17 protein-coding genes and 1 pseudogene are annotated in these 25,244 nt (G+C 68.1%); 10 read left to right on the forward strand and 8 right to left on the reverse strand.

Features of this window, described 5'->3' with window-relative positions:
* The first annotated feature begins 133 nt into the window (after positions 1–133).
* The 6 genes and pseudogenes from OHB41_RS50400 to OHB41_RS50425 all read left to right on the forward strand — a co-directional run bounded on the left by OHB41_RS50400 (position 134) and on the right by OHB41_RS50425 (position 7,663).
* Positions 134–2,656: a DnaB-like helicase C-terminal domain-containing protein gene (locus OHB41_RS50400; protein ID WP_266709283.1), complete on the forward strand. Its 2,523-nt coding sequence runs from the start codon at positions 134–136 to the stop codon at positions 2,654–2,656.
* Positions 2,656–3,228: a hypothetical protein gene (locus OHB41_RS50405; protein WP_266709285.1), complete on the forward strand. Its 573-nt coding sequence runs from the start codon at positions 2,656–2,658 to the stop codon at positions 3,226–3,228. Before OHB41_RS50400 ends, OHB41_RS50405 begins: the two co-directional genes overlap by 1 nt.
* Positions 3,229–3,564: 336 nt before the next feature.
* Positions 3,565–5,019, forward strand: coding sequence for a serine/threonine protein kinase (locus tag OHB41_RS50410; protein ID WP_266709287.1), 1,455 nt, complete (start codon positions 3,565–3,567; stop codon positions 5,017–5,019).
* Positions 5,020–5,638: 619 nt separating this feature from the next.
* Complete coding sequence (locus OHB41_RS50415) at positions 5,639–6,430, forward strand: DUF4145 domain-containing protein (protein ID WP_266709290.1); 792 nt, start codon at positions 5,639–5,641, stop codon at positions 6,428–6,430.
* 269 nt (positions 6,431–6,699) lie between these two features.
* On the forward strand, positions 6,700–6,852 hold the full coding sequence (locus OHB41_RS50420; protein ID WP_266709310.1) for a hypothetical protein: 153 nt from the start codon (positions 6,700–6,702) through the stop codon (positions 6,850–6,852).
* Positions 6,853–7,663 (forward strand): annotated as a pseudogene (locus tag OHB41_RS50425) (IS5 family transposase).
* Here OHB41_RS50425 and OHB41_RS50430 read toward each other — a convergent pair.
* The 5 genes from OHB41_RS50430 to OHB41_RS50450 form a co-directional block, all read right to left on the reverse strand.
* Complete coding sequence (locus tag OHB41_RS50430; protein WP_266709312.1) at positions 7,658–8,014, reverse strand: hypothetical protein; 357 nt, start codon at positions 8,012–8,014, stop codon at positions 7,658–7,660. The pseudogene OHB41_RS50425 and the gene OHB41_RS50430 sit on opposite strands and share 6 nt — an antisense overlap.
* Before the next feature lie 204 nt (positions 8,015–8,218).
* Positions 8,219–9,250, reverse strand: coding sequence for a hypothetical protein (locus OHB41_RS50435; RefSeq protein WP_266709314.1), 1,032 nt, complete (start codon positions 9,248–9,250; stop codon positions 8,219–8,221).
* Between the two features lie 286 nt (positions 9,251–9,536).
* Positions 9,537–10,721 carry a hypothetical protein gene (locus OHB41_RS50440; RefSeq protein ID WP_266709316.1) on the reverse strand — a complete coding sequence of 395 codons (1,185 nt, stop codon included), beginning with the start codon at positions 10,719–10,721 and terminating at the stop codon, positions 9,537–9,539.
* Positions 10,722–10,801: 80 nt separating this feature from the next.
* Positions 10,802–12,265, reverse strand: a complete 1,464-nt coding sequence (locus OHB41_RS50445) for a hypothetical protein (RefSeq protein WP_266709318.1) — start codon at positions 12,263–12,265, stop codon at positions 10,802–10,804.
* A gap of 41 nt (positions 12,266–12,306) precedes the next feature.
* Positions 12,307–12,708, reverse strand: coding sequence for a hypothetical protein (locus OHB41_RS50450; protein WP_266709320.1), 402 nt, complete (start codon positions 12,706–12,708; stop codon positions 12,307–12,309).
* Between the two features lie 1,126 nt (positions 12,709–13,834).
* Here OHB41_RS50450 and OHB41_RS50455 point away from each other — a divergent pair.
* From OHB41_RS50455 to OHB41_RS50470, 4 genes are all read left to right on the forward strand, one after another.
* Complete coding sequence (locus tag OHB41_RS50455) at positions 13,835–14,500, forward strand: hypothetical protein (RefSeq protein ID WP_266709322.1); 666 nt, start codon at positions 13,835–13,837, stop codon at positions 14,498–14,500.
* Positions 14,501–14,533: 33 nt separating this feature from the next.
* Positions 14,534–14,917, forward strand: coding sequence for a hypothetical protein (locus OHB41_RS50460; RefSeq protein ID WP_266709324.1), 384 nt, complete (start codon positions 14,534–14,536; stop codon positions 14,915–14,917).
* Between the two features lie 17 nt (positions 14,918–14,934).
* Entirely contained in the window at positions 14,935–15,942 is a 1,008-nt protein-coding gene (locus OHB41_RS50465; RefSeq protein WP_266709326.1) for an IS3 family transposase, read from the forward strand.
* 114 nt (positions 15,943–16,056) lie between these two features.
* Positions 16,057–18,261 carry a hypothetical protein gene (locus tag OHB41_RS50470; RefSeq protein ID WP_266709328.1) on the forward strand — a complete coding sequence of 735 codons (2,205 nt, stop codon included), beginning with the start codon at positions 16,057–16,059 and terminating at the stop codon, positions 18,259–18,261.
* A 218-nt stretch (positions 18,262–18,479) separates the two neighbouring features.
* Here OHB41_RS50470 and OHB41_RS50475 read toward each other — a convergent pair whose 3' ends face one another.
* Genes OHB41_RS50475 through OHB41_RS50485 form a run of 3 tightly spaced genes read right to left on the reverse strand, consistent with a single transcriptional unit; the run spans position 18,480 to position 25,230 of the window.
* Positions 18,480–19,850 carry a DUF2399 domain-containing protein gene (locus OHB41_RS50475; protein ID WP_266709330.1) on the reverse strand — a complete coding sequence of 457 codons (1,371 nt, stop codon included), beginning with the start codon at positions 19,848–19,850 and terminating at the stop codon, positions 18,480–18,482.
* Entirely contained in the window at positions 19,847–24,007 is a 4,161-nt protein-coding gene (locus tag OHB41_RS50480) for an SbcC/MukB-like Walker B domain-containing protein (protein ID WP_266709332.1), read from the reverse strand. Before OHB41_RS50480 ends, OHB41_RS50475 begins: the two co-directional genes overlap by 4 nt.
* Positions 24,004–25,230 (reverse strand): DUF2398 family protein, encoded by a 1,227-nt coding sequence (locus tag OHB41_RS50485; protein ID WP_266709334.1) that lies wholly within the window; start codon positions 25,228–25,230, stop codon positions 24,004–24,006. Before OHB41_RS50485 ends, OHB41_RS50480 begins: the two co-directional genes overlap by 4 nt.
* Between the last annotated feature and the right edge of the window lie 14 nt (positions 25,231–25,244).

Here is a 25,244-nt window from a genome sequence, read left to right on the forward strand (position 1 = left end):
GCCCTCACCTATGCGTGGAACTCGATCTGTAGAAGTGTGGCTTTGGTCATCCTGTTGCGTGACTCTTGGTATCATGAAGGGGAGTTAAGCATCGGGAGGGCGTGTGAGTCAGTCACCACAAGCAGAGTCTGCGATGAACGCGAGTGACGCCCGCAGGGACCTGTACGCCTTGGTCAAACGCGCTAACGACGACGGGGTCACCACTCTGATCCACCGCGGCTCGAAGCAGGAAGACCGGGTTCTCCTCGCCCCGCTCGACCGGTTCCCGGCCGCGCGGAAGGTCGGCGCGTTCCCCTCCTGGGTGCTGAGCGCGGCACAGAAGGAGTTCGGCACCCTCGTGAGTCGGGCGGCCAGCGGCCAGCCCCAGGTGCTCCGCCGCAGCAGCACACCCGTCGCGGTGCTGCTGCCCGCCGACGGCCCGATCCACAGCAGCCCATCCGACCCGGCCGCGCCTGCTGCGGCAACCGCAGGAGGCGCGGTGACCAGCCAGCCCACTCCCAGCCGCGATGCCGGACGCCGGCTCGCGACACTTGGCGATGCCCTCGGTGACGTCATCACCTCCGGATCAGTGCCCGGTCTCTCCTTCGGCCTGGCGGGCCTGGACGCGGCCACCGGCGGTCTGCACCCCGGACGCCTGGTCCTGGTCGCCGCCCCTCCACAGGTCGGCGGAAGCCTGATCGGCCTCGGGGCGGCCCGGCACACGGCGCTCGCCCTCAACAGCCGTGTCCTGTACGCGGCTTCGGGCCCCAACCGCGCGGACATCACCCGCCGCATCATCGCCGCGGAAGCAGGCGGCGACTACGCCCGTCTCAAGACCGGCACCCTCACCCCGCACGAGCAGGAGGTCGTCCAGCAGCTGAGGAACGCGCCGCTGCTCATCGATGACGGCAGCGACCTGACCGCCGAGGCCATCGCCGAGACCGTCCCCGTGGCCGGGGAGTTGGCGCTCGTCGTCGTCGACCGCCTGCAGCGGGCTCGCAACCCGCGCCTGCCGCTGTCGGGGGAACACCTCCCGGCCGCCAGCCAGGTCCTGCGGGAACTGGCCCGCACCCAGCACGTCCCGGTTCTCGCGGTCGTGGACACCGATGACCCGGCCATCGTGAACCTGCTGGACGCCGACGTCATCCTCACCCTCACCGCGCTCCCCGACACGGGGGAGACGGACGTGACGGTCGCCGAGCGGGATCTGGGCGTCATCGGCCATGCCCGCCTGCGCCCCGACCTCGCGCACGCCCGATTCCTCGACACCCCCACAACCGCCGGCACCACCGCGGCCGCCGGTGTGCGTGCGGGTGGCGACATGGTCTCGGCCACGGTGGGCAGCGACACCGACCGTGAACTGGCGGCGGCCGCCCTTCCCTTCACCTCTGGCGCCTTCCAAGGCTTGCCCGCCGAGGCAACGCATCTGCTGGCCGCGCTGCGTACCGCGCTCGCCGCCGGCAACATCAAGGACCTTGACGAACTCCGCGTACCGCTGCGGGCCCTAGCTGCCGCCGGGCTCCAACTGCCCGGCAACGCCGAGGGGCGCAGCCTCGCCGCCGCGCTGCACGCCTACAACGCGCCCGCACCCGCCAGCACCCCCGCGCCGACTCCGGCGGCTGCCCCCGCTCCTGCAAGCGCGGTCGCGCCGGTTGCGGAGGACAGCGACGAGGCTGAGCGGGATGACGATGACGGCCTGGTGGAGGGCGATGAGGAAGACGAGCCGGAGGGAGCAGTCTTCCCAGCTCTGCGGATCCTCAAGGACTCGGTGGAACGGTCGAAGATGCACCCCGTCCCGGTCATCCGCAAGGACGACCGGGACGGCGGACCGTGGCCCCTGATCAGTGAAGACATGGACGGCGAGCCCCGCTGGGTCCACCCCGACGTGACCAGCACCCGCGTCGCACACGAACGCAACGGCAAGCGCGTGCGGCGCGACCAGCTCGACGTCCCCGCCTCGTTCGGTGACGGTCTGATGTGCCTGATCGACCGCAACGGTTCCTTCCCCTCCGCCTGCTCCGCGGTGCCGCTCGCTCCGAACAGGCTGCTGCACACCGGTCCGCTGGAGGCGTTCGACAAGTCCAAGGCCGGGATCTACCTCATCGAGATCCCCGCCTGGATGCGCACGGACATGCCGCATCCGTTGGGGCGTCTCATCGACCGGCCCGACGAGCAGGGACGGGTGTGGGTGACCACCCCGCACCTCAAGCAGCTCGAACGCCTCTACCGCGACGGCCACTTCGCCGAACCGGTCGTCATCCACGACTCGTGGACGGGCAAGATCAACGAGTCGCTGTTCAAGCCGTTCTACGAAGCAGCCAGGGCCGCCCGCACCGACCTGATCAAAGTCGGCGGCGAGCCGTACAAGAACTACAAGACCCGCCTGTCGATCGCGCTGCGTCTGCTGTGGCCCAAGCGGCCCGACTCGCGCTCCCCGTTCTGGCGGCCGGACTGGCGCATGAGCATGGTCGCCGAAGCCTCGGTCCGCCACTGGACCGTCGCCTTCAAGGCCGTTCAGGCAGGCCACACCCTCATCGCCCTGCGCAACGTGGATGCCGCGATCTTCTGGACCCCCGACGAAACCCCGCCCGACACGTACCGGATTGGCACCGGGTTCGGCGAGGTGAAGGCCAAGTTCATCCAGCCCGGCACGTTCATCCCGGAAGGTGACGACTGATGGCCGGCCCCACCGGACACGGCACTTCCCTCGGCGCCGCGCTGAACGATCTCCTGCGCGCCCAGGTCACCCCTCGCCACCGCCTGGCCTCCTACAGCGCCAAGCACTGGCACGCCCAGCTCAGCCAGCTCACCGGCACCCGCCGCGGCTACGAAGCCTTGGACACCGCCGGCCTCGACGTCCGCCCCGACACCCTGATCAAGTGGCTGTCGGATTCCGAGTACAACGTCCGCCGCAGCTACCGCGATCTCATCCACACCGCGTACGAGAACGTCGCCTTCGTCCCCGCGGAACCGCTCCCCGATACCGTCAAGGACGGCCAGTTCGAGATCAGCGGGCTCGTCAAAACCGGCGCCGACGAACGTGAGCGTGGCACCCGCCGCGCCGCCCCCCTGCGCATCGACGCGAGCCGCGGGGACTGGAGCGACATCGAGGCGCTGTGGCTCGCCGGGGACCTGCGCGACGACGGCTTCGAGGACCGCTTCATCGACGACATCATCATCGCCGACATCGGCGAAGGCACCGACGGCTGGGAATTCAGCGGAAGCTCATACGCAGTCGAGCTCAGGTGACAGACGGTCCGCAAGAACTCGCGCGGTCATGGCAAGGAGCTCCGCACCGTGGTGCGACACGCTGCGGCTGCATGATCGCTGATCGTCTCCGGACAAACCTGGCGCCCGGTCCTGTGTCGGCTGCCACGCTCCGTCGCACGTCTGCTGGAGGAGGTCGCCGCCCGCACCTCCACACCGGCCTCGACGGCCCGATGCCTCCGGCCGGGCGGCCGTGGGCTGGGCAGCTGTGGATCTGTGGCACGCACGCCGGTTCAAAACGATCAGCCCCAGGGAGTTGAGGGAAAGCCTTCCCGGTCAAACGCCAAGTTGCGGACAATGCTGCGGAACGAGTTCGGCGTGAGAACGGAAGGCACCGTGGGAATGGTCGGGGGAAGGAACTGGAAGCCGCAGGAAGGCGCCAGGCTGGGGAAGTGGACGCTCGTCGGCCGCGGTTACCTCGGTAGGGGCGGCAACGGTGAAGTCTGGGAAGCGCGCCGCGAGGGTGATGACGGCCGGTACGCGATCAAGATGTTCGGCCTCGGGAGGTCGCTGAAGAACCGCCGCCAGAGGTTCGCCGACGAGATCACGTTCCTGCGCGGCTACACCGGCGAGGGAGTGGTGCCGCTCGTCGACTCTCACGTGCCCGAAGACCCGAGGGAGATCTGCTGGTACGTCATGCCATTGGCCGTCCCGCTGGACGAGGCCCTCGGTGACACCCCGGCTGAGGAGACGATGCTGGAGGCCATTGCCGGCTATGCCGAGACGCTGGCCACCCTGGCGGAGCAGGGTGTCCACCACCGCGACATCAAGCCGTCGAACCTGTTCGCGCGTGACGGCCAGTGGGAGATCGGCGACTTCGGACTGGTCACCTTCCCGGGCAAGAGCGATGTCACCAGCTCGGCGGTGAAGCTCGGCCCGGCGAACTTCCACGCGCCCGAAATGCTGGAGCCCGGTGAGAAGGCCGATGGCGGGCCGGCGGACGTCTGGTCCCTGGCGAAGACGATGTGGGTGCTGCTACGTCGGACCCGCTGGCCGCTGCCGGGGGAGTACCGGGCCGGCGGTGAATACAGCCTCCAGGGGCACATCGCGTTGCCGTGGGCGGGCGAGCTGGACCGGCTGATGCAGCGCTGCACCGCGCTCACCCCGGAGGCCCGGCCGACGATGGCCGACTTCGCGAAGGAGGTCCGCGCCTGCCTGGCCGAGCCGCCCGAGCTGCGCGACGCGGCGTCGATCGCCGAGATGCAGGACCGTCTCGCCGCCCTGACCGCTGCGTCGCATGCGGCCGCGGAGCTCGCACTGGAGCGCCGGGACTCTCTTGAACGGATCGCTGTGGAGCTCAACGATCTCTGCATGGACCTCTGGGGCGTGGTCGACGGGATGCTCCGCAGCAGGTTCCTCTTCTACGAGTCCCAGCCCGAGCCCAGTGACGCGACGCGTCTGCTGCCGATGGTGATGCGACCGTGGGCACATCCGCGCGGCGCGCTGTTCACCTCGCCGGATCAGAACGGCAAGGCGGCAGTGAAATTCTCGTTCGTGGTCCGCGTGGTCGACGAACCCAGCGACGAGGCGGAGATCGCCTTCGACCTGCGGGTGGTCCACCGACACCAAGGATTGGAGGACTATCCCTTCAATCGGCAGCGCACCTGGAACGTGCCCCTCGGTTCCGTCCAGTTCGCCCGGGTGCTGGGCGAGATCCGTTCCATCGCCTCCGACGCAGTGCCGGACATGCTTCCACTGATCCTCCGCATCGTGGCCCTGGCCGACGACCACGTCCCGGACTGGTACGTCAACGCCCGCCCGGGCGACGTCTGACCAGCGAGACGACGAGGGCGACCTTGCAGAGAACCGCTACCGGGCCGCCCGGGTGCAACACGTTCGAGCCCGTGGCGGTGCGATGGCCGATGTCGCGCGACCATCGCACCGTTGGGGCCGGGGTGGAGCTGCGGTGCGCCCACGCAGAATCACTCGCGCCGGGGTTGCGGATGGCGGGCGGCCATCCCGCTCCGGCGGACCGAAGGCACTCCTCGACGCCCGCCTCGATCCGCCTGCCGCCACCCTGCGCCTGGAAACTGAAGCGCGGTAGGAGGGTGGCTGTGACGCTGCTGTTGTCGCCCCAGGATGAGTAACGCGGGCGGTCACCGAGGTGGCTCGCCGCGGCGAGTGTCACAGCGGCGCCGCAGCGTACGTCGCGCTGCGCCGGGCTTGCTCAGTAGGTTGCGGTCTGGGGTTGGTCCTGGGCTTCGGCGCGTTCTTTCGGACCGTGAGGACCACGGTGATGCTGTGAAGGCCTGCTTGCCACCGGGGCACTGCCGGCTGTGCACGTCGAGCAAGGGGAACACTCAGTCAGGGCGGTCTGGTGGGTGCGAAGAGCCCACCACGTCGTCCTGGACAGCCTGCTGCGCGGGCAACAGCGCCTGGCAAGCTAGGCGGCATGGCAAACCACTTCGTCCAAGACCTTCGTGCGATAGCGCGGGGCCTGTCTGATGACCCAGCAGAATGGCCCTACATCCCTTGTCCGACATGCAAGCGCTCTGGGCTGACCGTTGTCGCTGATTCTCTTGTCATGGAAGAGGCGAGTCAGAGTAAAGCCTGGCATGGCCGCGAAGACTGGGATCCAGAGTTTATTTACGGAGCGTTTCGATGCGTGATGCGCTGCTACAAAGAAACTTGCGATCTCGTCTGGGTGACGGGCCGGACGAGCGTCTACCAACAGAATATGCGCGACGGCTATCAAGATCTTCTTCATCCCTTGTTTTTCATGCCCGAACTGCCGCTGATACAGAGCTACGGTGACTGCCCAGAAAAAATCCAGTGGGCGATCGAGGCCGCATCGCCGATCCTTTGGGTAGATCCGAGTTCGGCCGCGAATCGAATCCGGGCCGCAGTCGAAGTATTGATGGACCACGAAAAAATTCCCAAGAATGATGCGAGGGGCCGTGTAATCCCGCTGCATCAAAGGATCGAACAGTTCAAGAGGGACAAGCCTGAGTTCTCGAACGTCTCCGACCTTCTGATGGCGGTGAAGTGGACAGGGAACGCCGGAAGCCACGGGGATGTCATTCGCGTCCCCGACGTCCTGGATGTGGTCGAGATTATTGACCGCACTATTCAGGAACTCTACGACACGTCAGCAGTGAAAATTGAACAAAAGGCCGAAGAGATCGTCGCGCGAAAGGGGCTGCCTGCCAGCCAGATTGCGCAGCTACGCGTGCCGCCTGCGTGATCGGGGGCCTGCCGGAATCCTCGACTGGTGGACCAGTCGGGTGAACTACCCTGGCGCCGCAGCAACGTCACCGACCGGAAGATTGACGAGTGTGGCATCGTCCTCGCTGGTCCTCAAGGGGCCTTGTCCTGGTGCTCTCCCGACTGTCTGACGGGCATCCTGTGATGGGACAGAAGTGGGCTGCGCCCCACCCTCGTGCGACAAGAGGCGGCCACGACCACCCTGCCGTGCAATGACGTCGGGACGTAGCACGGCCATGGGGAGTCACCATGGCAAAGTCTTCGCTGACCCGAGACGCCCAACTGCTCGCTCTGTACACCGGGATGCCCTATCAGCGGGCTTTTCAGATCGCCGGAGCCACGCGGCGCCGCTACCCGCTGATGAGCCGGCCTACGTACGCCCAGGAACTCCTGGAGCGGTGAGTGCTGCGCACCATCGCCTGGCCGTCCCACGATCCCGTCTACCCGTGGGGCACCGTCTGGGCCCAGCCCGAGCGCGAGCAGCTGACGCTGCGCATCGACGGAGACCTGCGCCGGATCATGGACGCGATCCTCTACGTCGACCGCACCGGGATTCCCTGGCGCTACCTCCCACACGACTTCGCACCATGGGAAACCGTCTACGGATACTTCGCCGCCTGGCAGAAGGGCAGCGTCTTCGATCAGCTCAAGGGCCTCCGGCGACAACTGGTCCGGGAAGCCGAAGGCCGCGACGCCGAGCCGAGCGCCTGCATCCTCGACGCCCAGAGCATCAAGACCTCAGCCAACGTGCCCGCCGCCGGGCAGGGCATCGACGCGGGCAAGAAGATCGCAGGCGCAAACGTCACATCGGCGTCGACACACTCGGCCTTCTCCTGGCCGTGCTGGTCACCGCCGCCAACGTCTCCGACAACGTCGGCGGCATACATGTGCTCTCGAATATCGCTGCCGACCACCCGGCAATCCCAAGGTATGGGCCGACACCGGCTACCGCACCAAGGTCATCGACCACGGCGCCCGCCTGGGCATCGACGTCGAAGTCACCCGCCGCGACCCCACCCAGAAGGGCTTCAAGGTGATTCCGCGGCGCTGGGTCGTCGAGCGAACCTTCGGATGGCTCATGCACCACCGCCGCCTCGCCCGCGACTACGAGACCCACCCGCACCGCTCCGAAGCCATGATCCGCCTCGCAATGATCGACCTGATGAGCGGCAGGCTCACCCGAGAGTCGACTCCGAACTGGAAGGACTCATAGCCCCCGGGCCACACTGACCCGCGCGTCCTCATCTCTCATCGCCTGCGGCCAGCGGTCATCGATGACACGCGCCGCTTCCCGACAGGCACCACAGGCATCCTCCCGTTCCGGCAGCCACCAGTGGTCGGACGGCGACATGCCAGTTTCCTGGATCCCGCACAGCGTCTTGTCGAAAATCCCGAAGGCGTGGGAGACACCGGCGGGAAGGCCATCCGCGACAGCCCTCTCCCAGCGCATCCCCATGGGCAGGTACGGCGGTCGCGAGATCTCGAACCACTCGCCGCCCACATGGGTGGCGGCATGGCACCAGGAACAGGACCAGATCTCCTCTTCCCAGGCCGTCGGCGACACCGGCCACCGCCACGTCGGCCGTCCACACACATCACACTCCACAGGCGGATCCTCACACGCCGGCACGGGCCGCCCCAAGCGGCTGACATCGCGCCAGTTACCAAACACCCCCGCCAGGGCAAAACGCTCTTTTAGGGAGTAGGGCGCCTCGCGCTTCCGGCTGCGCCGACGCCCTCAGTAGCGCCAGCCCAGGGCTGCCCTCGTTTACGAGATGTGCGCCAGCCCTTGCGGCGCCTGGCCTGGGCCGCTGTCTGCGCAGTCGCCGGTCCCGAGTGCGTTGGCGATGCTGTAGGCGGTCTTCATGTCGGCGTTGAGTTCGTCAATGGCCTTGTTCGTCGTGGTGATCGCCGTTGTGAGGTGGGCCTCGGCCGTGGTGATGGCTGTGCTGCCACCGGGAAGCACAGGTAGTCCGTCGGCGGTGAGTTCCGCCTGTGCGTCCTTGAGGTCGGTGATCCTGGAGCGGAGTTGCTTGATGCCCTGCTGCTCCTGGTCGACGTCGTAACTGGCCGAGCTCGTGACGTCGTAGCCGACGACGTTCTCCGCGTCGTAGCCGACGACGTTCTCCACGTTGTAGCAGTCCTCGCCGTTGCCGCCCTTGGCGTCTTTGCGCAACTGGGCAAGGTCTTTGTCGGCCGTCGTGAGATCGTCGCGCACCGACTTCGCGTTGTTGAAGGCGCTGTTGGAGTCCTGGAGGGCGGCGAGCGCGTCGTTGGCGGTGCTCTGGTGCGCCGCCCGCGCGGTGGCCTGGGCGCTGGCATGTACCGCCTGCTGGTCCTGCTGCTGCGCGGTCTGCTCTGCCGCCGAGTCCTCCGCCCAGCCGTCCTGCAGCAGGCTGCTGCACACGCTTTGCCCAAATATCTGGCTGCTGGTGTCTCGGACGACGACTATGACGCCGTGCCTCTGCACGGCGCAGACCTCGGGCACGAGTCCGCGCACGGCGACGGCTTGCGTGGTCCAGAAGCTACCGCCGCCGGACAGGGAAGAGGCCAGGCTGCGGCATTCACCTGCCGGACTGGAGCCCGCGCTGTACACCTCGGCACGCGCAGCATGCCCGTACAGGTAGATCGTGCACGTACCCGCACCCTTACCCGCCAACGGCGCCGCGCTGCGCACGGCTGATGCCGTCGAGGATGCCGAGCGAACGACGGGCGCGCCAGCAGGTGTCTGTGGCGCCGTGCAAGCGACAAGCAGCGCGCCGGAACCGAGCATGACGACCACGGCAGCGCTTGTTCTCATCGACTGTTCTCCTTGCGAAGGCCCTGTGGATCAGATGTGTTGGAGCTGTACTCTCCCAAATCCTCACCGCTGCCGCGGCCGAAGTGCTGCGTTGCTGTTCCGAATAGTCTTGCTCGGCTCGGGCGCGGTGCCTGTACGTCAGGCCGGGTGGCGTGAGGCTGCGGGAAGTCCTGTTCGTCTCGAGGCGGTCCGCGAGGTGCTCGGCGATGGCCGGCCCTCAAGTTGGGCGCTGGCCAAGGTGCGCGGCCCGGCCCGAAGCCCCGGGATCCGCTCCCGAGGCCCGGGCTCAGGCGGACCGTGTTTGCCCTCCTGACTTGTCCCCCACCCGGCTCTTGTAGGCGTGAGCCTCAGCGCAGAGTTCGCCAAGATAGTGCAGCAACGCCCTCGGGTCGGGGTTCACCAGTGCGATACGGGCGACCGTGCCCACGACCGTCGCATCATCCAGGGACGACGCCCATGCTTCGATCGTTTCTCGGTCAGCGCTCACTGGCGGCATGGAGAGAATTCCGGGAAGATCACGGCGAGCCAGTGTGGCTTGAATGCTCAAGGTGCCCCGTTCTGCTGCGGGCATGGCACCTGCTGACAGGAGCGCGCGCCGGAGATCGCTGTGTCCGGTCGTGATGTCGAGCTGGGGCGGGATCGGGGTGCTCTGGCGGGACCCTGTGATGAGGATCGGGATGGCTGTGGTTCGGATCCAGTCTTCGAGGTAGCCGAGTTCCTTAATCGCGATGGTCCACACTCCGGTATGTGGACGCTGCAGGCAGACGGGCGGGACGATCGAGAGTTCGGTTCTGGTGTTGCGCGGACTGCTGGCCAGAATGTCTCCGGGCTGGAGGCGAAGGCTATGGCCAGGCTGGGGGTTGCGCTTCAAAGGGAGAGCGACGGTGAGATCGGGGTGTTGGCGGTCGGGATAGACGGCGCCGAGGCGGGTGGCGGCGACGGCTGGGGTGCGGTGCTTGGCCAGGTTGGTGTGCTCGGCCAGGAGCCGGAGTGGGTGGTCGTCGACGTCGCGGCGCTGAAAGGGCTGCAACGCTCGGATCCGCTCCGCGAGCACAGCGCCGGCGGCAAGTGGGGCCAGTCGGCTCCGGCGTCCGTGTGCGAGCCAGGTATCGAAGCGGGCTGACTCGGTGCAGGCGGGCATTTCAATGCTTCGCGCCTCCTGGTCAGTCAGCCGGCGCTGCAGGAGGTGCTCGACCTCGGCGTACAAGGTGTGTTCCAGGGCGGCGCGGAGCTGGGTGAGGGCGTCCGCGACAAGGCGGGGCATCAACTCAGGTATCGGCGCGATAGCGGTCACCTTGATGTGAACCCGATCGCCGTCCACGACCTCCGCGAGGGTCAGCGGGTCCTGGTAGGAGTAGTCATGGACGGTCCGCGTGACGTGGTCGATCAGCTGGTCCACATGGGCCAAGGTGTACACCACATGCAGTTGGTGGTCCGGTAGCCAGCCGTAGTCTGCGGCGGAAGTCGTCATGACCGGGAGCGTAGCCCCAGCGCACACCTGCTGGCCTGGCAGTTTTCCTCACGAGCAGTCGCTTGGCGCAGCAATCCAGGTCAGTCCCATATCAGGTGCTCGTTGAGGAAGTGCGGCCATGGCTGCCAGCCAGCCGGGCCTCGGCGGAGAAGCCGTTTGATCCCTTCTGCCCAGGTCGGCAGGTCGGTCAGCTCTAGTAGCAACCGTTCGATCTCCCATCTCGTCATCGTGACGCGGTGCCCGTAACCCTCCACTTCCACGACAGCTTCGTTCGCGCCCATCTCACTGCCTTCCGGCACGACCCAGCGCGCGTCGATTCCAGCCTTGCGTACCTCTTCGACGAAGCCGTCGGAGGATGTCGTGACGGTAAAGACCAGGACATCGGCGATGAGGCCGGCGCACTCTGCTGGTTGGAGCGGATAGATGCCCCATGGCGGCAGCAACGTGTTGCGGGCAGCTTGGTCCCCGCTGCCGAAGCAGACACGCTGCCCAGTCAGCCTGGTACGGCGGAGCAACGCCGTGTAGGCCGATTCGAACTGCCGGGTTGCTTCGGGCATCCCCCACCTGTTGCCCGCCACGGAGATATCCATTGCGACCAGGCCGCGCTGCCCGGGCACCCGCATCGTCTTCAGGCCGTCCTGGTGGGCGAATGCGAAGGCATCGCGGAGGGTGTCCAGGTGAGCCTTGTAGGGAACTCCGGTGGCAAAGAAGTGGGCCTTCTCGTGCCCCGACAGAGGCCCATTCGTATGGAGGGCATCAGCCGCCATCCGCGTGCGGACGAGCTGCGCGCTCTCCCGCCGCCGCGGGTTCGTCTTGAGTTCGTACAGCAAGATCTCCTGCTCGCCGTCTTCCCGGGGGTTGTCGAACACGGTCACGTCGCCGATGCGCAGGCAGTTGGTGAGGTCGTGGAGCATCGCGAAACGGCGGTGCTCGCTCCACTGCTCCTGCGCGAACTGAATCTCGTGGACCGTTCCCTCCTTGCTGAGGGTCATCGGGCCGGGCGACTCGTTGCGGCGCAGCGCGAGAATGTAGCGGCGGTCGTAGCCAAACGCGCGCCAGGCCATGGCGTCGCCGATGGACCGCAGCTGCCGGCCGACGCGCTCAAGGACATCTGACTCCAGGCGCCAATCCTCGATGTCGTACCGATCACCGGCAACGAGCTCGGGAGCATCGGCGGGAAGACGGGCGCCCTTCCTCAGCCGCTTGATGACCCGAGACCGCTGTGCCCGTGCCTCGTTGGCTGCGAGAGTGGCAACGAGGAGTCGCTCCTGGAAGGCCACGAAGTCCTCGGGGCTGTGGCACTGACGCAAGTCGCTGATAAAACTGACCAGCCGTTCACCAGTCTCCCGGTGAAACGGATGCTTCACCAGTGCGTCCAGCCGGTCGGGCGGCATGTCGGTCAACATCACAGGCATGGTCCTATTTTGCAGATCGGATTCTGCCACGGTTCCAGGATCAACGAGGCCCTCGACGGCGCTCGCCAGTGGCGGACGAATGCGCAGGTCGGGGGCAGGATGAGCGCCCTGCAGCGACTTCGTCGGCACCGCACGGGAATGAGAGGCCGCAGTGACCTTTGCTCAGGTGCTCAGGCTGCGGTCTCGTAGGACCACGGGCGAACGCAGGTGTAGCCAGGAGGAAGGTCGCAGCCCCTCAGCTCCCTATACCTCGCGTTGGCCTCCCCGCTGGCTTGCTGACCATCGGGGAGCCTCCGCAGGAAGGGATCACGGTCAGGGTCAAAGAAGGAGCGACGAGGCTCGTCCGTGGCGTCACGGTCGAAGACCGGCTCGCAATCCCCGGTGCCCTCGGCGTCGTACCTCCCGCCGACCTGCCTCTCATGGCGGTGAGCGACCACAATCAGGCCCAGGCCCACGGCTAGAGTCAAGCCGAGGGCGACGCGGACCTTCGGCTTGTGCTTCGCATACCAGGTCTTCGTCTTCTCGGCGAAGGAGGTGGGCTCGCCGTCCTCGGGCGGAGTGGAGTCATTCACCTGCACAGACTTACCGGACCCACTCCTCAACTGTCAGGTAATCGGCCGACATCGCCCAACAATTTCAGTGGCGCTCACCATTTCCGTGACCAGACCGGCCCAGGACGGTGCGGCAAGGCTCGCTGAAAGGGACCTCGGCCGCCGACACCAGCACGTACCGCGGAACAAAAGACACCCACTGATACCACTGCCCGACAGGTCGGGAGGCTTCCGTCTGTTGAACGACCCCGAACGACGTCAGGCCCGCCACCGCACACTGGCGGTCTGACGCGCCGTCTACCTGAGTCTGGAGGATCTGGTAGACCGCGCCGTTCGTGTCCCTGCTGCATCGCCGCACGCCACAAGGCCTGGCCGTAGCCGCGGCCGTGGTGTTGCGGGAGCACGCCGAAGTACTGCGGCAGGAGGCGGACCATCCCGGTGGCGTCGGGCATGATCTCCATCGGGCCGATGGCGCCGGCCACCCGGCCGTCGTGCAGCACGCTGAGGACCGGTCCGACGTTCCCGGCACGCATCTGCTCGTACAGGAACGCGAACCCGTCTGCGCCATCGCGTCGGCGAACTCCCCGAACCCGCGGGGAGCAGGTGGTGCTCCTGGACCGGGAGCCCGGGTGCCGGGCCAGCCCCGGACGTGAAGTCCTTGAGCTGTACGCGGGTTCCGCTCTTTGCGAGTGCTTCGGGGCGGTCGGGCGCGACGAAGGAGACGACCCGGGCCCGTACTGCGGCGTGGGCGTGGACGAGCTGCCGGGCGAGGTTTGCGGCGTCGGCCAGGCTGTCCGGGTCGGTCGCGTATGCATGGACGTGGACCGTGCGAGCTCCCCGGCCCAGGAGCGTCGGCACGAGAGCCCGCCGGCGGTCGTGCTCGATCGCGTCGACCAGGACGCACTCCGTCTTCCGGTCGGACCACCTGCGGTCTTTGTCGTGGGGGAGGAACCGGTCTGTCCTGGCCATCTCCACCACCGCTTCCCCCGTTCCAGCCGCCGGGACCAAGAGAGGACGGCCAGCGTTCGGCCCTGGGCTGGTGGCTGCGCAGCGTCCGACGCCGCCGTAACTGACGTCGTGGCAGCCTGGTGTGTAGGGATCCTATTCTTCCCTGGAGTGGTTGGCCTGGCTGAGCGAGGAGTGAGCGGTGAGCAGGGGGGCTTCCTCGATTGGCTCAGGTGGGGGCGGCACGATCTATGAGTACCGGGTTGCGGCACTGGATCTGGTTGGCCTGCTGTGTGGTGTGCAGGTTCCCGGTCTCGATGTGGTGCCGGACTCGGTCTGCCTGCAGAAGGCCAACGACTTCCCGTTGGACGACGTCGTCGTCCTCAACCGCCAGGGCTCCTACGAGCTGGCCGTACAGCGCCAGGTCAAGCGCACGCTTGAGATGGTGTCCAGTAGTGGCCCGTGGCGCAAGACGATGGGCCAGTGCTTGGCAAGTCTGGAGTCCTTCGGCGACGAGATCGACGCTGACCGGCACCGTCTCGGCTTGACTGCCTCCGGACCTACAACTGGCCTGGAAGCATTGCGAGATCTGGCTGCATCCGCTGCTGCACAAAAAAGTGTGGCTGACTTCCTGCAAGAGATGCCCCGCCTGGGCCAGGCCTATCACCGTGTGTGGAAGCACCTGACGCAAACTGTCAGTGATCTCCTCGCAGAGTCCGACGACAACGCTCCGGAACAGGAGTTGGTGCATCGCAGCGCCTACCGGATTGCTCGCCGTCTCGTCGTCCAGATCGAGCCCACCGAGCAGATCAGTCCTCGCTACCCTCTCTGTCAGCCTTGGGTGAGACGTCCCGCTTCGTCGGGTTAGCCTGAGAGGGCACGACAGGAGAACCACCCCTTCATGACCAGCACCAACCCTGCCGGACTCGACCCGGCCGCGCGGCCGAAGCGTCGCACCTTCAGCCCCGAGTACAAGCTGCGGATCGTGGCCGAGTACGACGCCGCACCCCACAACGAGAAGGGTGCGGTCCTGCGCCGCGAACGCCTGTACCACTCGCACGTCAAGGAATGGCGGGGCGCGCGGGACGCCGGGGCCCTGGAGAGCCTGGTTGACAAGCGCACCAGCCCGGCGAGGCCGAAGAGGTCCGCAGCCGAGGCGGAGAACGAGAGGCTGCGCCGCCGGGTGGAACGGCTGGAGAAGGAACTGGCCCGGAACAAGGCTGCGCTGGAGGTCATGGGAAAAGCTTCTGCGCTCTTGGAAATGATCTCCGAGGGCGCGGACTGAACGCTGCCGCCGAACCGGTGGTCGACGACGCGTTCACCGGCGTCGAGTACGAGCTCGGTGTCACGGCGGCCTGCCGGCTGACCGGCCGTTCTCGGGCCACCCACTACCGCCGCCTGCGGCCCCCGTCCGAGCGAAAGCCCAGGAAACCGCAGGTCCAGCCCTCGTCCCTCACACCGGAGGAACGGGCGGCGGTCCTGGAGCTGATGAACTCGGGCGAGTACGCCGAGCTGCCGCCCGCGCAGATCTGGGCCCGCGAGCTGGATGCCGGGCGCTACCACTGTTCGGTCTCCACGATGTACCGGATCCTGCGCGAGAAGGGGCAGTCCGGCGACCGCCGCCGCCAGGCCACCCACCCGGCGAAGACGGTGCCCGAGCTGGTCGCCACCGGGCCCTCGCAGGTGTTCACCTGGGACATCACCAAGGCGGCCGGGCCCGCCAAGGGCGTCTGGTATCACGCCTACGTCATCATCGACATCTTCAGCCGCTACATCGTCGGCCATACCGTCGAGGCCGCCGAATCAGCGGTGCGGGCCGAGGAGTTGATCCGGGAGACCATCGCCGGCAACGGCATCGTGCCCGAGACCGTGCACGCCGACCGCGGCACGTCGATGACCTCCAAGAAGGTCTCTCAACTGCTGATCGACCTCGGGGTGACGAGGTCGCACTCAAGGCCGAAGGTCTCCAACGACAACCCCTACAGCGAGGCCCACTTCAAGACCGTGAAGTACATGTCCGACTACCCCGAGCGGTTCGATTCGCTGGCCCATGCCCGCGAGTGGTTCGATGCGTTCATCGCGTACTACAACCACGAACACCGACATTCGGGCATCGGCTGGCATACACCCGCCAGCGTGCACTTCGGCACCGCCGAGGAGGTCCGAGACCAGCGGGCCGTCACCCTCGCCGACGCATACGCCCGCCATCCCGAACGCTTCGGCAGACGCCCCCGACCACCACGGATACCCCAGCAGGCGTGGATCAACGACCCGGCCAAGCGCCGCGACCCCGCACCACAAACCTCATAGCGTCACGACCGTCTCACTGGACTTGAAATCTTCCGCTACCCCGCTCTGTGCGCCGCGCTGCAGGAACGGGTGCTACACGCGGACACTGGGGTAGACGCCGCTGGAGTGTTCCGGATGGTCGAGGAGCTTGCCCAGGAGTGGGGTCCACGGGGCGGTGCGATCGACGCTGCCATGCTGCGTAACCGGCTGCGTGCAAGGGGCGTCGCGCTTCGTGGCGATCCGCCGGCCCGGTCTGCCGTGGTGGTCCGCCAACGCGATGAACAGCCTGGGGCGGAAAAGCTCAGCCAGGCAGCACAGGTGCAGACCCTAACCAGCCGCCCCGGCCGTCCCGCGCGGTCGGATGTGATCGGAGAACTGCAGCCCTCCGATGCGCTGCGCTTGGAAGTACACCCTGCTGTGGATGCGGATGTCGGATCCGGTGCGCTCGCTGCGCTTCCTCCCTACATTGCACGCCCTGATGGCCTGGACGGCCGGCTGCGGCGCATGGTGGCTCAGTCGGCCAACGGGAGCCGCCTGGTAATGGTGGTGGGCGGGTCCTCCACCGGGAAAACACGAGCCTGCTGGGAAGCGGTGCGGGCCGAACTCGCCTCTTGGCGCATTGTGCATCCGCTGGCTCCGGACCGGCCCGCAGCTCTCCTGCGCGCCTTGCAGGATGACGTGCTGGAGCCGCACACGGTGCTGTGGCTGAACGAAGCCCAGTTGTATCTCATGGTGAAGGACTACACGACCCAGGTTGCATCAGCACTTCAGGCCCTTTTGACGGACAGCCAGCGCGGCCCCGTTCTAGTCCTGGGCACCATGTGGCCGACGTACTGGAACCACCTGGCGGACGAACCGGCGGAGGAGGACGAACTGCACGACGGAATGGGCGCCGTGCATCAGCTTTCCGATCTTGCCCTGACCATCACGATGCCTCCCGCGTTCAATGCGCGAGAACTGGCTGCTGCTGCAGCGCTAGTCGCCTCTGACCCGCGCCTGAGACTGGCTCGAAGTCGTGCCGCCAGCGGACGCATCACTCAGTTCCTGGCCGGCGCCCCGCACCTGGTGCGCCGATACGAACAGTCCGATGGGGCCGCTCGCGCCATCCTTCATGCCGCCATGGACGCGCGCCGATGCGGACACGGACCACTGCTGACCGAAGAATTCCTACGGACCGCAGCCGAGGGCTATATCGATGAGGCCACATGGCACACGCTGGACGAGGGCTGGTTCACCGCCAGCCTGGCCGAGGTCCTCAAGCCGCGCCGTAAGCTGCCAGGGCCGCTGACACGGTACCGGCCCCGTCCAGGTGAGCCATCCCCGGATAGCCCGTTGTACCAGCTGGCTGACATCCTTCACGAGAAGAGCCGGACAACCAGGAAAAGGAAGCCTCCTGCCTCCTCTCTGTGGGTCGCGGCAGCGACACACTCCCGCACGGACGCTGATATGCGGGAACTCGCTGAGGCTGCGCGCACTCACCAGGCGGACTGTGAGGCGCTATATCTGAGGGCAGCCTCGGGTAGTGACGCCTCCTTGCTCACGTGGTTCATCCGCCGCCTCATCGCCCTCAAGCAGTTCCGACGTGCGGAAGAACTCATCGAAGAGCGTTGTCTCTCCGGATTACTTCTCGGCGAGCTCTCCTCAGCTGTTGGCCTTTCTGGACAGTACGGGGACAGTGAACGCCTGGCCCGCCGGGCGTTCGCCGTCAGCGGTGACCGATACGGTCACCGTCGCCTGACCCACCACCTGCTGAGTCTGGGCATGCGCCGCGATGCGACACGCCTCTACTCCTGGGCCGCCGACCACGGCGACCCGTCGGCTGCTCGTTGGCTCGTCGGGCACTACGAGGCCCAAGGCGACCGGATCACCGCAGAACAGCTGGCGTGCGCCGCTCTCACACAGCACAGTAGCCCCGCCGCCCTTCTCGCCCTGGCTCGGTCCCGTGTTGCTGCCGGAGAAGTCACCGACGCGGCGAGACTGTGCCAGATCATTGCTGACCGTGGCCATGCCGACGTCCTCGTCGCGCGCGCACGCGAGAGTTCAGACCACCGGGATCACGCCGCCGCGCTGTGCTTCTACCGTGCTGCTGCCGCGGTCGAGCACCCCAAGGCCCTGGAGTGGATGTCATGGCGCTGTGATGGGCAAGGCGACCGCCAGGGCGCTGAAGACCTGGCACACGCCGCAGCCGGACGCGGCAACAGCCACGCCCTGCACGGCCTCGCCCACCTCAGATTTGCCAAGGGCCATCTCCAGGACGCCGAACGCCTGAACCGCGCTGCCGCACAAGCAGGATCACTGTCCGCCCGTGAATGGCTCGCCCGTAGAAGCCTGTTCGCATAAAGCCCGCGCCGACGCGATCTCACGCCGCCAGGCCGGGTGCCGGCCCCTCACCCGTTATCCGGCGTGTCGTGCCCTTGAACTGTCGACGGTCGCGTAATACGTGACCGCTCACATGAACTTCGTCCTCACCTGGGCAGTCCTCCGCACCATGGGCATCCGGCCGGCCTGGATCACTGCTCTGCTCGGCACCGGCATCGGCTGGTATCTGGTCCAGAGCATCAACGTGGCCCAGTTGCTCCACGGGGGCGCATTGGTGCTGTCCGTTGTACGGGGGGCGGATATGCGCGGCGAAGGTCGGCAAGTAGCTCCTCGATTAGTGCCTCCTCGTAGGCGGGTCGGCCGGATACGCGCATGGCGGCGGCGAGCGCGGGGTCCCACGGGGTCTCGCCGAGACAGTGGGCGTCCAGGACGCCTGGTTCGAAGGGTGCTGGGTGCAGGCTGGCGGTGTAGTCGTCGGCTGTCATGCGCCACACCACGGCTTGGGGAACGGTGGCGAGGACAGCGCGTACGAGAGCGAGACCCGCGCAGTCGAAGTCGGCCCGCACGGCGATGCGCCACCCCGCCGCCGCCAGGCGTGCGACGGCGTCCAGTTCCGTACGCGATGGCGTCCCCACCGTGCACAGCAGCCGTACGGTGCCCGGGGCGCCGTTCAGGGCCGCTGCGGCGACCGAGGGGTTCTCGGTGAGGAAGACCCACCGGTCTTCGCTGTGCCGGGGGGCGGGCCAGACGGCGCGGTGCAGCACCCACGGGATGAGGAAGTTGGGCTGACCGGGGGGGATGTGCCAGCCGGTGGGATGGACGCCCAGGGTGAGCAGTCCGCCGGTGAAGGTGTCGAGGTCGACGCCGAGCCGGTCCCAGGCCTCCCGGACCGATGTGCTGGCCCCGGCGTCGGCTCGGGCCGCGGCGGCTTCGGCGAGGACGAGCGCCGCCAGTTCGGTGCCGGCATCCAGGGCGTGGGGGTTGCCAGCGGCCGCGTGCGCCAGGAGGCGTCGGTCCGCGCGTGCCGAGGCGGGCAACTGGTGCAGGACGGCGAAGGCGGTTGTCAACAGCCGTTCGGGGTTTGGGTGCTGCAGGAGGCGGGCGAGGCTGCCGCGGCGGCGCAGGATGTCCCAGCCGGTGTCCTCCGGCCGCAACGGCGCGGCGGGGGGCAGGGCGCGCGCCAGACGGCTGCGCAGGTGCTGCAGGGTGGTGAGGCGGGCGGTGAGCCGGGCCTTGTCGGCGACGCGGTCGGCCAGGGGTCTGCCGAGCGCGTGGGCGGCTACCGCGCCTGGCGTCAGGTGCGGTCCCCGGCGCCGCAGAGCCTGAGTGAAGCGTTGCAGGTCGATGCGGTGGGTGCGGCCGGCGGCCAGCGGACGCGGGGCCAGCAGGCCGATGACGGCGGCGCGCTGGGCGGAGGCATCCGGCGGGATGATCGTGATCGTGCGGCTGTCCATGGCCGCGTCCCCGCGCTGGTCGGCTCGCAGGGCGATCTGCTCCCACAGCCAGCGCACGTCGGGGGAGAGCAGAGTGGCCAGATCAGCATTCCGGCATGCCCCGTTGTGGCAGAGCTGCGCGGGGCAGTCGGCCCGGTCGCTGGCAGTGGGGCTCATGACGTGCCGGCCGGGGACGTCGCGGGGTGGCCGGTAGCCTGCTGGAGCAGGGGACTGTAGGCGCGGACGGGGAAGGCGATAACGGTGTCGTTCGGGGCTTTCTCAAGTTCGAAGATGTCGATGCCGTCCCAGGCGCCTGGGGAGCCGTCCCAGTTGTGGCTGGTGCTCATCAGGTCCAGGTCGAGGCTTTCGAGGTAGGCGGCGATGCCGTCTCTGCCCTGGTCGTCGACGTCGCCGGGGACTTCGTCCAGAGCGCACAGGCGTGCCGCGTGCGGGGGCAGGTCGCGGTACTCGGCGGCCAGTGCGGCGAGCATGGGTGCGAGGACGATCAGGCGGCTCTCGCCCTTGGAGACGGTCACGCCGCGCGCGCCCCACGTTTCCTGCTTGGTCGTGCCGCTCCGGGTGATCTTGTACTGGACCTTGATCCAGTTGCGGATGTCGATGGCTTCGGCCAGCCGGTCAGCCTGGCTGCGGGGTTCGGTTGTGTCCGCCCCGGTCTCGCCAAGTCGCATCACCGCCAGGAGTTCCTGCCCGATGCGGCGTTGTTCCTCCGGGGTGCGTTCGGCATCTCCCTTTTCGCACGTCAGGTGGTGGATGGTGGCGAGGGAGGGCGGCAGGTCCTTGCGCAGGACAAGGCTGATCTGGACGCCGACTCCGGAGGAAGCTGCGGCCAGCTTCATCTGCTCGTTAATTTCACCGACCCAGTCCTGCAGGTCGACCCAGGCGGTGCCGACGGCCGCGGGGATCTGGCCGAGGATGAAGTTCTCCAGGGCGTTCTCGTCGGCCTGGCTGTAGGCCCGTTCTGCTTCCGCCCGGCGTTCTGCAGCCATCCCCGCGGCGGCGTGCGGGGACATGCGCCGTCCAGCCAGGGACAACCGGTGGCTCGGCATGCGCTCGAGGGCCAGCCCGTGTCCGAGGTGCCAGTCCTCGTCCGGAGCGGCGGCCAGGTGAAGGCGCAGAGCGTCGCCGCACGCCTCGATGCCCGCGGGCGGCTGCGGGACGGACAGCAGGCGGGCGCGCAGCTCCTTGAGCCAGGACGCGACACCGCCGTGGTCCGCCGCGTCGTCCCCTCCCGTAGCCGAGAGGGCTTCAGCAAGGCCGTCGAGTGTCAGGCAATGGCGCACTGCCGCAACGGACGCCTCCGCTCGGGGCCGGCTCTCCTGCAGACGGCGTGCGGCCTCCTTCTGCGCCTGGCCCGCCGCGGCTGTTTCGGAGGCCGCCTCCTCCAGTTCCTTGCGAACCCTCCTCAGTCGCTCCCTCACATCCGTGTGTGCCTGCCGGGCCGCCACCGCCTCCTGAACCAGCGTGAGTTCGTCCATACCGCTGCGCTGCCGGCAGGCCTCCAGCGCGGCGCGTGCATCGCAGAGTTGTCCGAAGCTGTCCAGGGCCGCGCGTCCGGTGAGCTGGGCTTGGTCGTGTGTGTCAGCCGCGTGTTGCGCCGCGTCCCGCACGTCGTCGAGGAGGTTGCTGGCGCCGCGCATCTGCTGCGCGGCCCGGTCGAAGAGGTCGGCGCGGCGGCCGGACGCCTCGCACTCTTCGCGCACCAAAGGGAGGCTGTCGGGCAGCCCGTAGCCGGCGGCCTGCTGACGCCACTGCATCAGCGCCTTTCGGGCCTGTGCTTCCTTCTCCTGGGCCAGTCTGTCCTCTGCGCACGCGTGGTTTCGGGCTTCCTGCTCGGACACGGCGCACTCGGCACGGATGGTCTCTGCCTGCATCGCGTCGCGGGATTGCTCGTTGGGGAAGCGGTCGGCAAGCTGCTTCAGCAGCTCCGCGTAGTCGGCGAAACGAGCCGCGGTCCGCGACAGGCGCGCTGCCCGCAGTTCGAGACGCTCGCTCTCGCGCCGCAGCTCTGCAACACGCCGCAGAGCTGCGGCGTGCCGGGCTTCGCTTCCGATGTGCTGGGCAACTGGTGCGCCGTGTACTGCGTGCGGCGGCCGGGCGAGAAGAGGCCCGCAGCGGTAGGTGCCGTCGGCGCCGATGAGCAGTTCCGGCCGAGTGCCCGTCTCGTTCCCGTCGGCGGTCGGTGCGTACGCGATGTGCTTCAGAACGGCCTCGGCGACGTTGCTCAGCCGGTGGCCAGGGACAGGCGTCAGGATGGAGGCGAGACTGTCCTCCACGGGTAGTTCTGGTCCCCGCGGCTCGACCTGCCAGCCTTCGCCGCCCCTGAGGCCTCGCGGTGACAGCTGTGCGGAGAGCAGGCCCGCGCCAGCCATGGCGGCTTCCGCAGCGTTCCGGGCCGGCCCGGCCGGGAGGGCACCAGGGCGCCAGTCGACAGCGAGGGCGAAGCAGTCGCTCTCGTCTGCGGTCTCAAGCCATGCCGGACCGGGCAGTGACGGCAGTTTCCCGCTGGCCCACAGCCGGGCCTGCTCTGCGGCTAGAGCCGCGTCCTTCCGGGTGACCGCGGCGAGTTGCCGGTAGTGCTCGCCTCGCTGCCGCCCGCGAGAGATGGCGCCGGCTGCACCGGCGCTCACGCGTTTGCCCAGGGCGGCAGCCTCATGCACCGCGGCGGTGAACTCCGCGTCCTCCCTCCATGCCCGGGCCTGGGCCCCGATGGCTGCCAAGTCGAAGAGGGGAATGCGCACCGCGCTCTGTGCCGAAACAGTCCAGGCTTGCACGGCCTCCGACAGAGCGGCCACCTTAGCGAGTGCGTCATCGTGAGCTGCGCGGTGCCGGGTGATGGCCCGGTCCGCGCTCCCGGCGACGGAGTCCGCTCTTACGCGTGCCTCCTTGCCGTCCTGCTGCAACTCCTCGACGGCCTCGTGAGCCAGCATGAGCACCGAGGCGTTCTTACCCCGCTGGCGCAGGCGGCGTTCCGCATCCGCGAGAGCCGCCACCGACTCCTCCACCGAGCTCGGATCGGTTTCGGCAGTGATCTCGGTGAGCGGACCGAAGCTGCGCGTACCGATCGTCACCGGGGCCTGCTCGACGCGCCGCATCCTGACCGGTGAGGCCACCACGCCGGGCGCGCCCGCTTCCGCGCAGGCGTGCGCCACGCTCTCCACCACCTCGCGCACACCGTCCACCGCCACCTCCAGACGGGTGGCGGCTGCCCCCGCTGCCGAGCAGTGAGCGTCCAGCAATGCCTCGCTCTGCTGGTGCCGCGCTTCGCTTGCCTCGGCCTTCTCGCGGGCACGGGCCACATCGCTGGAAGCCGCATCCCGTTCCAGGGCCTGTGCGCGCGAGGCCGTCTCCCGCTCCGCCACGTCGAGTTGGTCGACGAGCGCCGCCAGTTCGGTACGCGTGCGCCCCGAAGCCTCGGCGTGCGCGTTCGCGTCCTTGATCTCACCCTCGGCCTGCAGAAGGACCGCTGTGTGGGCCAGGGCGTCCTCCGTCTCGCTCAGTACCGTGCGTGCGCAGGCGTACAGCCAGGCCGAAGAGAGGTCTTGGAGGAGGGCAGAGGTCTTCCCAGCCCGCACGTACCGTGCGCGGGTGGCCTCGGCGGCGGCCAGCGCCTGCCGGGTCACACGCAGGACCTCGGGGCTGACGCGCGGCAGGACCTCGTGCAGTTCCTGCTCGGCCTGAAGCGGCGTCAGGTCGGCGAGCAGACCAGGGTTGCGCACCTTCTTGATACGCCGGGCGATCTGCTGGAGCCGGGCGGGAGCACAGCCGAAGACACGGTCGGCGAGATCGGCCACGTAGCCGTCCAGGCTGTCGAAGACCGTGCCGCCGTGCCCGGTGACGTACTGCGTGAACGCCTCGATGCTGAGCGTGCTCAGATCGTCGACGTCCGAACCCGGTACGAGGGGCATCCGGAAACCAGCCCGCGTCACAGACGGGCTGGTGCCCTGCGCGTAGTCCAGACGCAGGCCGTAGTGCACGATGCCGGTGCCGGTATCCGGACCTGCCTGGGGCGGGCGAAAACTCAGCCACACATAGCCGACCCGGCGCCGTCCCGAACTGCCGTATCTCATCAGGGACTCCAGCGTGGTGCTCCGGTTCTTCCCCGAGCTGAGGTGCTGCACCGTGGTGGGGTCCAGCAGGTGAGGGCACAGTTTTTCCAGCAGGGTGGTCTTGCCCGTGCCGTTCGGACCGGTCACCAGGATCCGGCCCGAGGGACAGTCGAGGACCTCCCGGGGGAACTGCCCGACGTTCTCCACCCCCGCGCCGGCCAGACACCACCGGTCGGACCACCGGGCAGGGATACTCAACCGGCTCATGGCGTCTCCGTTCCTGATACGGCACTGTTCAGGGAGTTAGCGGGCTGCGTGTCGTGAGCGATGACCGTCCAGCGCGCCGCCGCGGGGGACAGCCACCACCAGTCCTCATAGCTCGTGGCCACACGCAGCAGGTCGGCCTCTTCGAGCAGCGTCCGGATCTGACCGGCCAGTTGCTCGGGTCGCTGCCGGTACTCTCCCCGCCACCTCGTGTGCCGTACCGCCAGCTCACCCAGGCGGCGCACCACCGAGGAAGCGGCGGCGCCGTACCAGCCCTCGCCCGGTGCGTCCGCCCCGCCCCGCTCGCCCTCACCGGTCAGATAGTCGATGAGGAGCAGGGTGGCGTGCCGGACGGTGCCGCAGCCGCCCTGCTGGCGGTGAGGGAAACGGAACGATCCCAGCCCCCGGGCATCGCAGATCTCCTCGGGCATCACCAGCGCCGCGCCTTCCAGCCGGTGCTCCAGATGCAGTCCCAACGCCTGCGCCACCCCGGACCCTTCGCGGGCCAGAGCGGTGCTGAACCACTGCCGCTCCGCGTCGTCCAGGTCGCAGACGTGAACGACGGCCCGGTCGGCGAGCATGCCGCACACCCGAACCGCCTCGTCGTCGGGACGCACCAGCGAATTCAGCCAACCCTGTGGATCCTGGCCAGGGTCACAGGCCCACTGCCCCTCATCGTCCACCGGCACGTTGCGCGGCAACAGGTGCAGCAGACGGGCATGGTGGATCTGCAGCAGCACAGGCGGATCCTGCGCGCCGTCCATCAGCTCGTCGACGCGGCCCTCGAGTTCGCTCAGCACTCCGCGCTCACAGAGCATGCGCAGACCGGCCACCAGCGCACGCAACTCGGGCAGCGACTGCGTCACCGGGATCTCCGCCTCCGCCGCGGCCGCGCGCACGGCGCCCACCAGTTGCCCCAGTGGGACTTTGGGATGCAGGCCTTCCAGCACGGCGACCGTCAGCCAGAACCACACTCCCTGCGGGGCATCGCCGCCGGACATCAGCGCGACGGGTTCCACGGGGACGTGCACGCGCACCAGGTCGGGCTCGACGGTCAGCGCACAGCCCACTGCCTCCAGCAATGCCCGCACCGCCGCGGCATGTCGGTGCACCGCTTCGATGAGCTCGTCGTCGCGCCCACCCACCAGCCAGGTCTGCGCCCGAAGCCGTCGCACCAGCGCTGCGACAGCGTCCTGCTCGTCTTCGACCAACGGCCGGCCCGGCATCCCACCGAGGACAC

This window comes from Streptomyces sp. NBC_01571, assembly GCF_026339875.1.
Taxonomy (GTDB): Bacteria; Actinomycetota; Actinomycetes; order Streptomycetales; family Streptomycetaceae; genus Streptomyces.

Coding starts and splice junctions, on each gene's coding strand:
- OHB41_RS50400 (WP_266709283.1), top strand. CDS start 134: ATGAACGCGAGTGACGCCCGCAGGGACCTGTACGCCTTGGTCAAACGC.
- OHB41_RS50415 (WP_266709290.1), top strand. CDS start 5,639: ATGGCAAACCACTTCGTCCAAGACCTTCGTGCGATAGCGCGGGGCCTG.
- OHB41_RS50435 (WP_266709314.1), bottom strand. CDS start 9,250: ATGAGAACAAGCGCTGCCGTGGTCGTCATGCTCGGTTCCGGCGCGCTG.
- OHB41_RS50475 (WP_266709330.1), bottom strand. CDS start 19,850: ATGAGCCCCACTGCCAGCGACCGGGCCGACTGCCCCGCGCAGCTCTGC.
- OHB41_RS50470 (WP_266709328.1), top strand. CDS start 16,057: ATGGTCGAGGAGCTTGCCCAGGAGTGGGGTCCACGGGGCGGTGCGATC.
- OHB41_RS50485 (WP_266709334.1), bottom strand. CDS start 25,230: ATGCCGGGCCGGCCGTTGGTCGAAGACGAGCAGGACGCTGTCGCAGCG.
- OHB41_RS50480 (WP_266709332.1), bottom strand. CDS start 24,007: ATGAGCCGGTTGAGTATCCCTGCCCGGTGGTCCGACCGGTGGTGTCTG.
- OHB41_RS50460 (WP_266709324.1), top strand. CDS start 14,534: ATGACCAGCACCAACCCTGCCGGACTCGACCCGGCCGCGCGGCCGAAG.
- OHB41_RS50420 (WP_266709310.1), top strand. CDS start 6,700: ATGGCAAAGTCTTCGCTGACCCGAGACGCCCAACTGCTCGCTCTGTAC.
- OHB41_RS50405 (WP_266709285.1), top strand. CDS start 2,656: ATGGCCGGCCCCACCGGACACGGCACTTCCCTCGGCGCCGCGCTGAAC.
- OHB41_RS50440 (WP_266709316.1), bottom strand. CDS start 10,721: ATGACGACTTCCGCCGCAGACTACGGCTGGCTACCGGACCACCAACTG.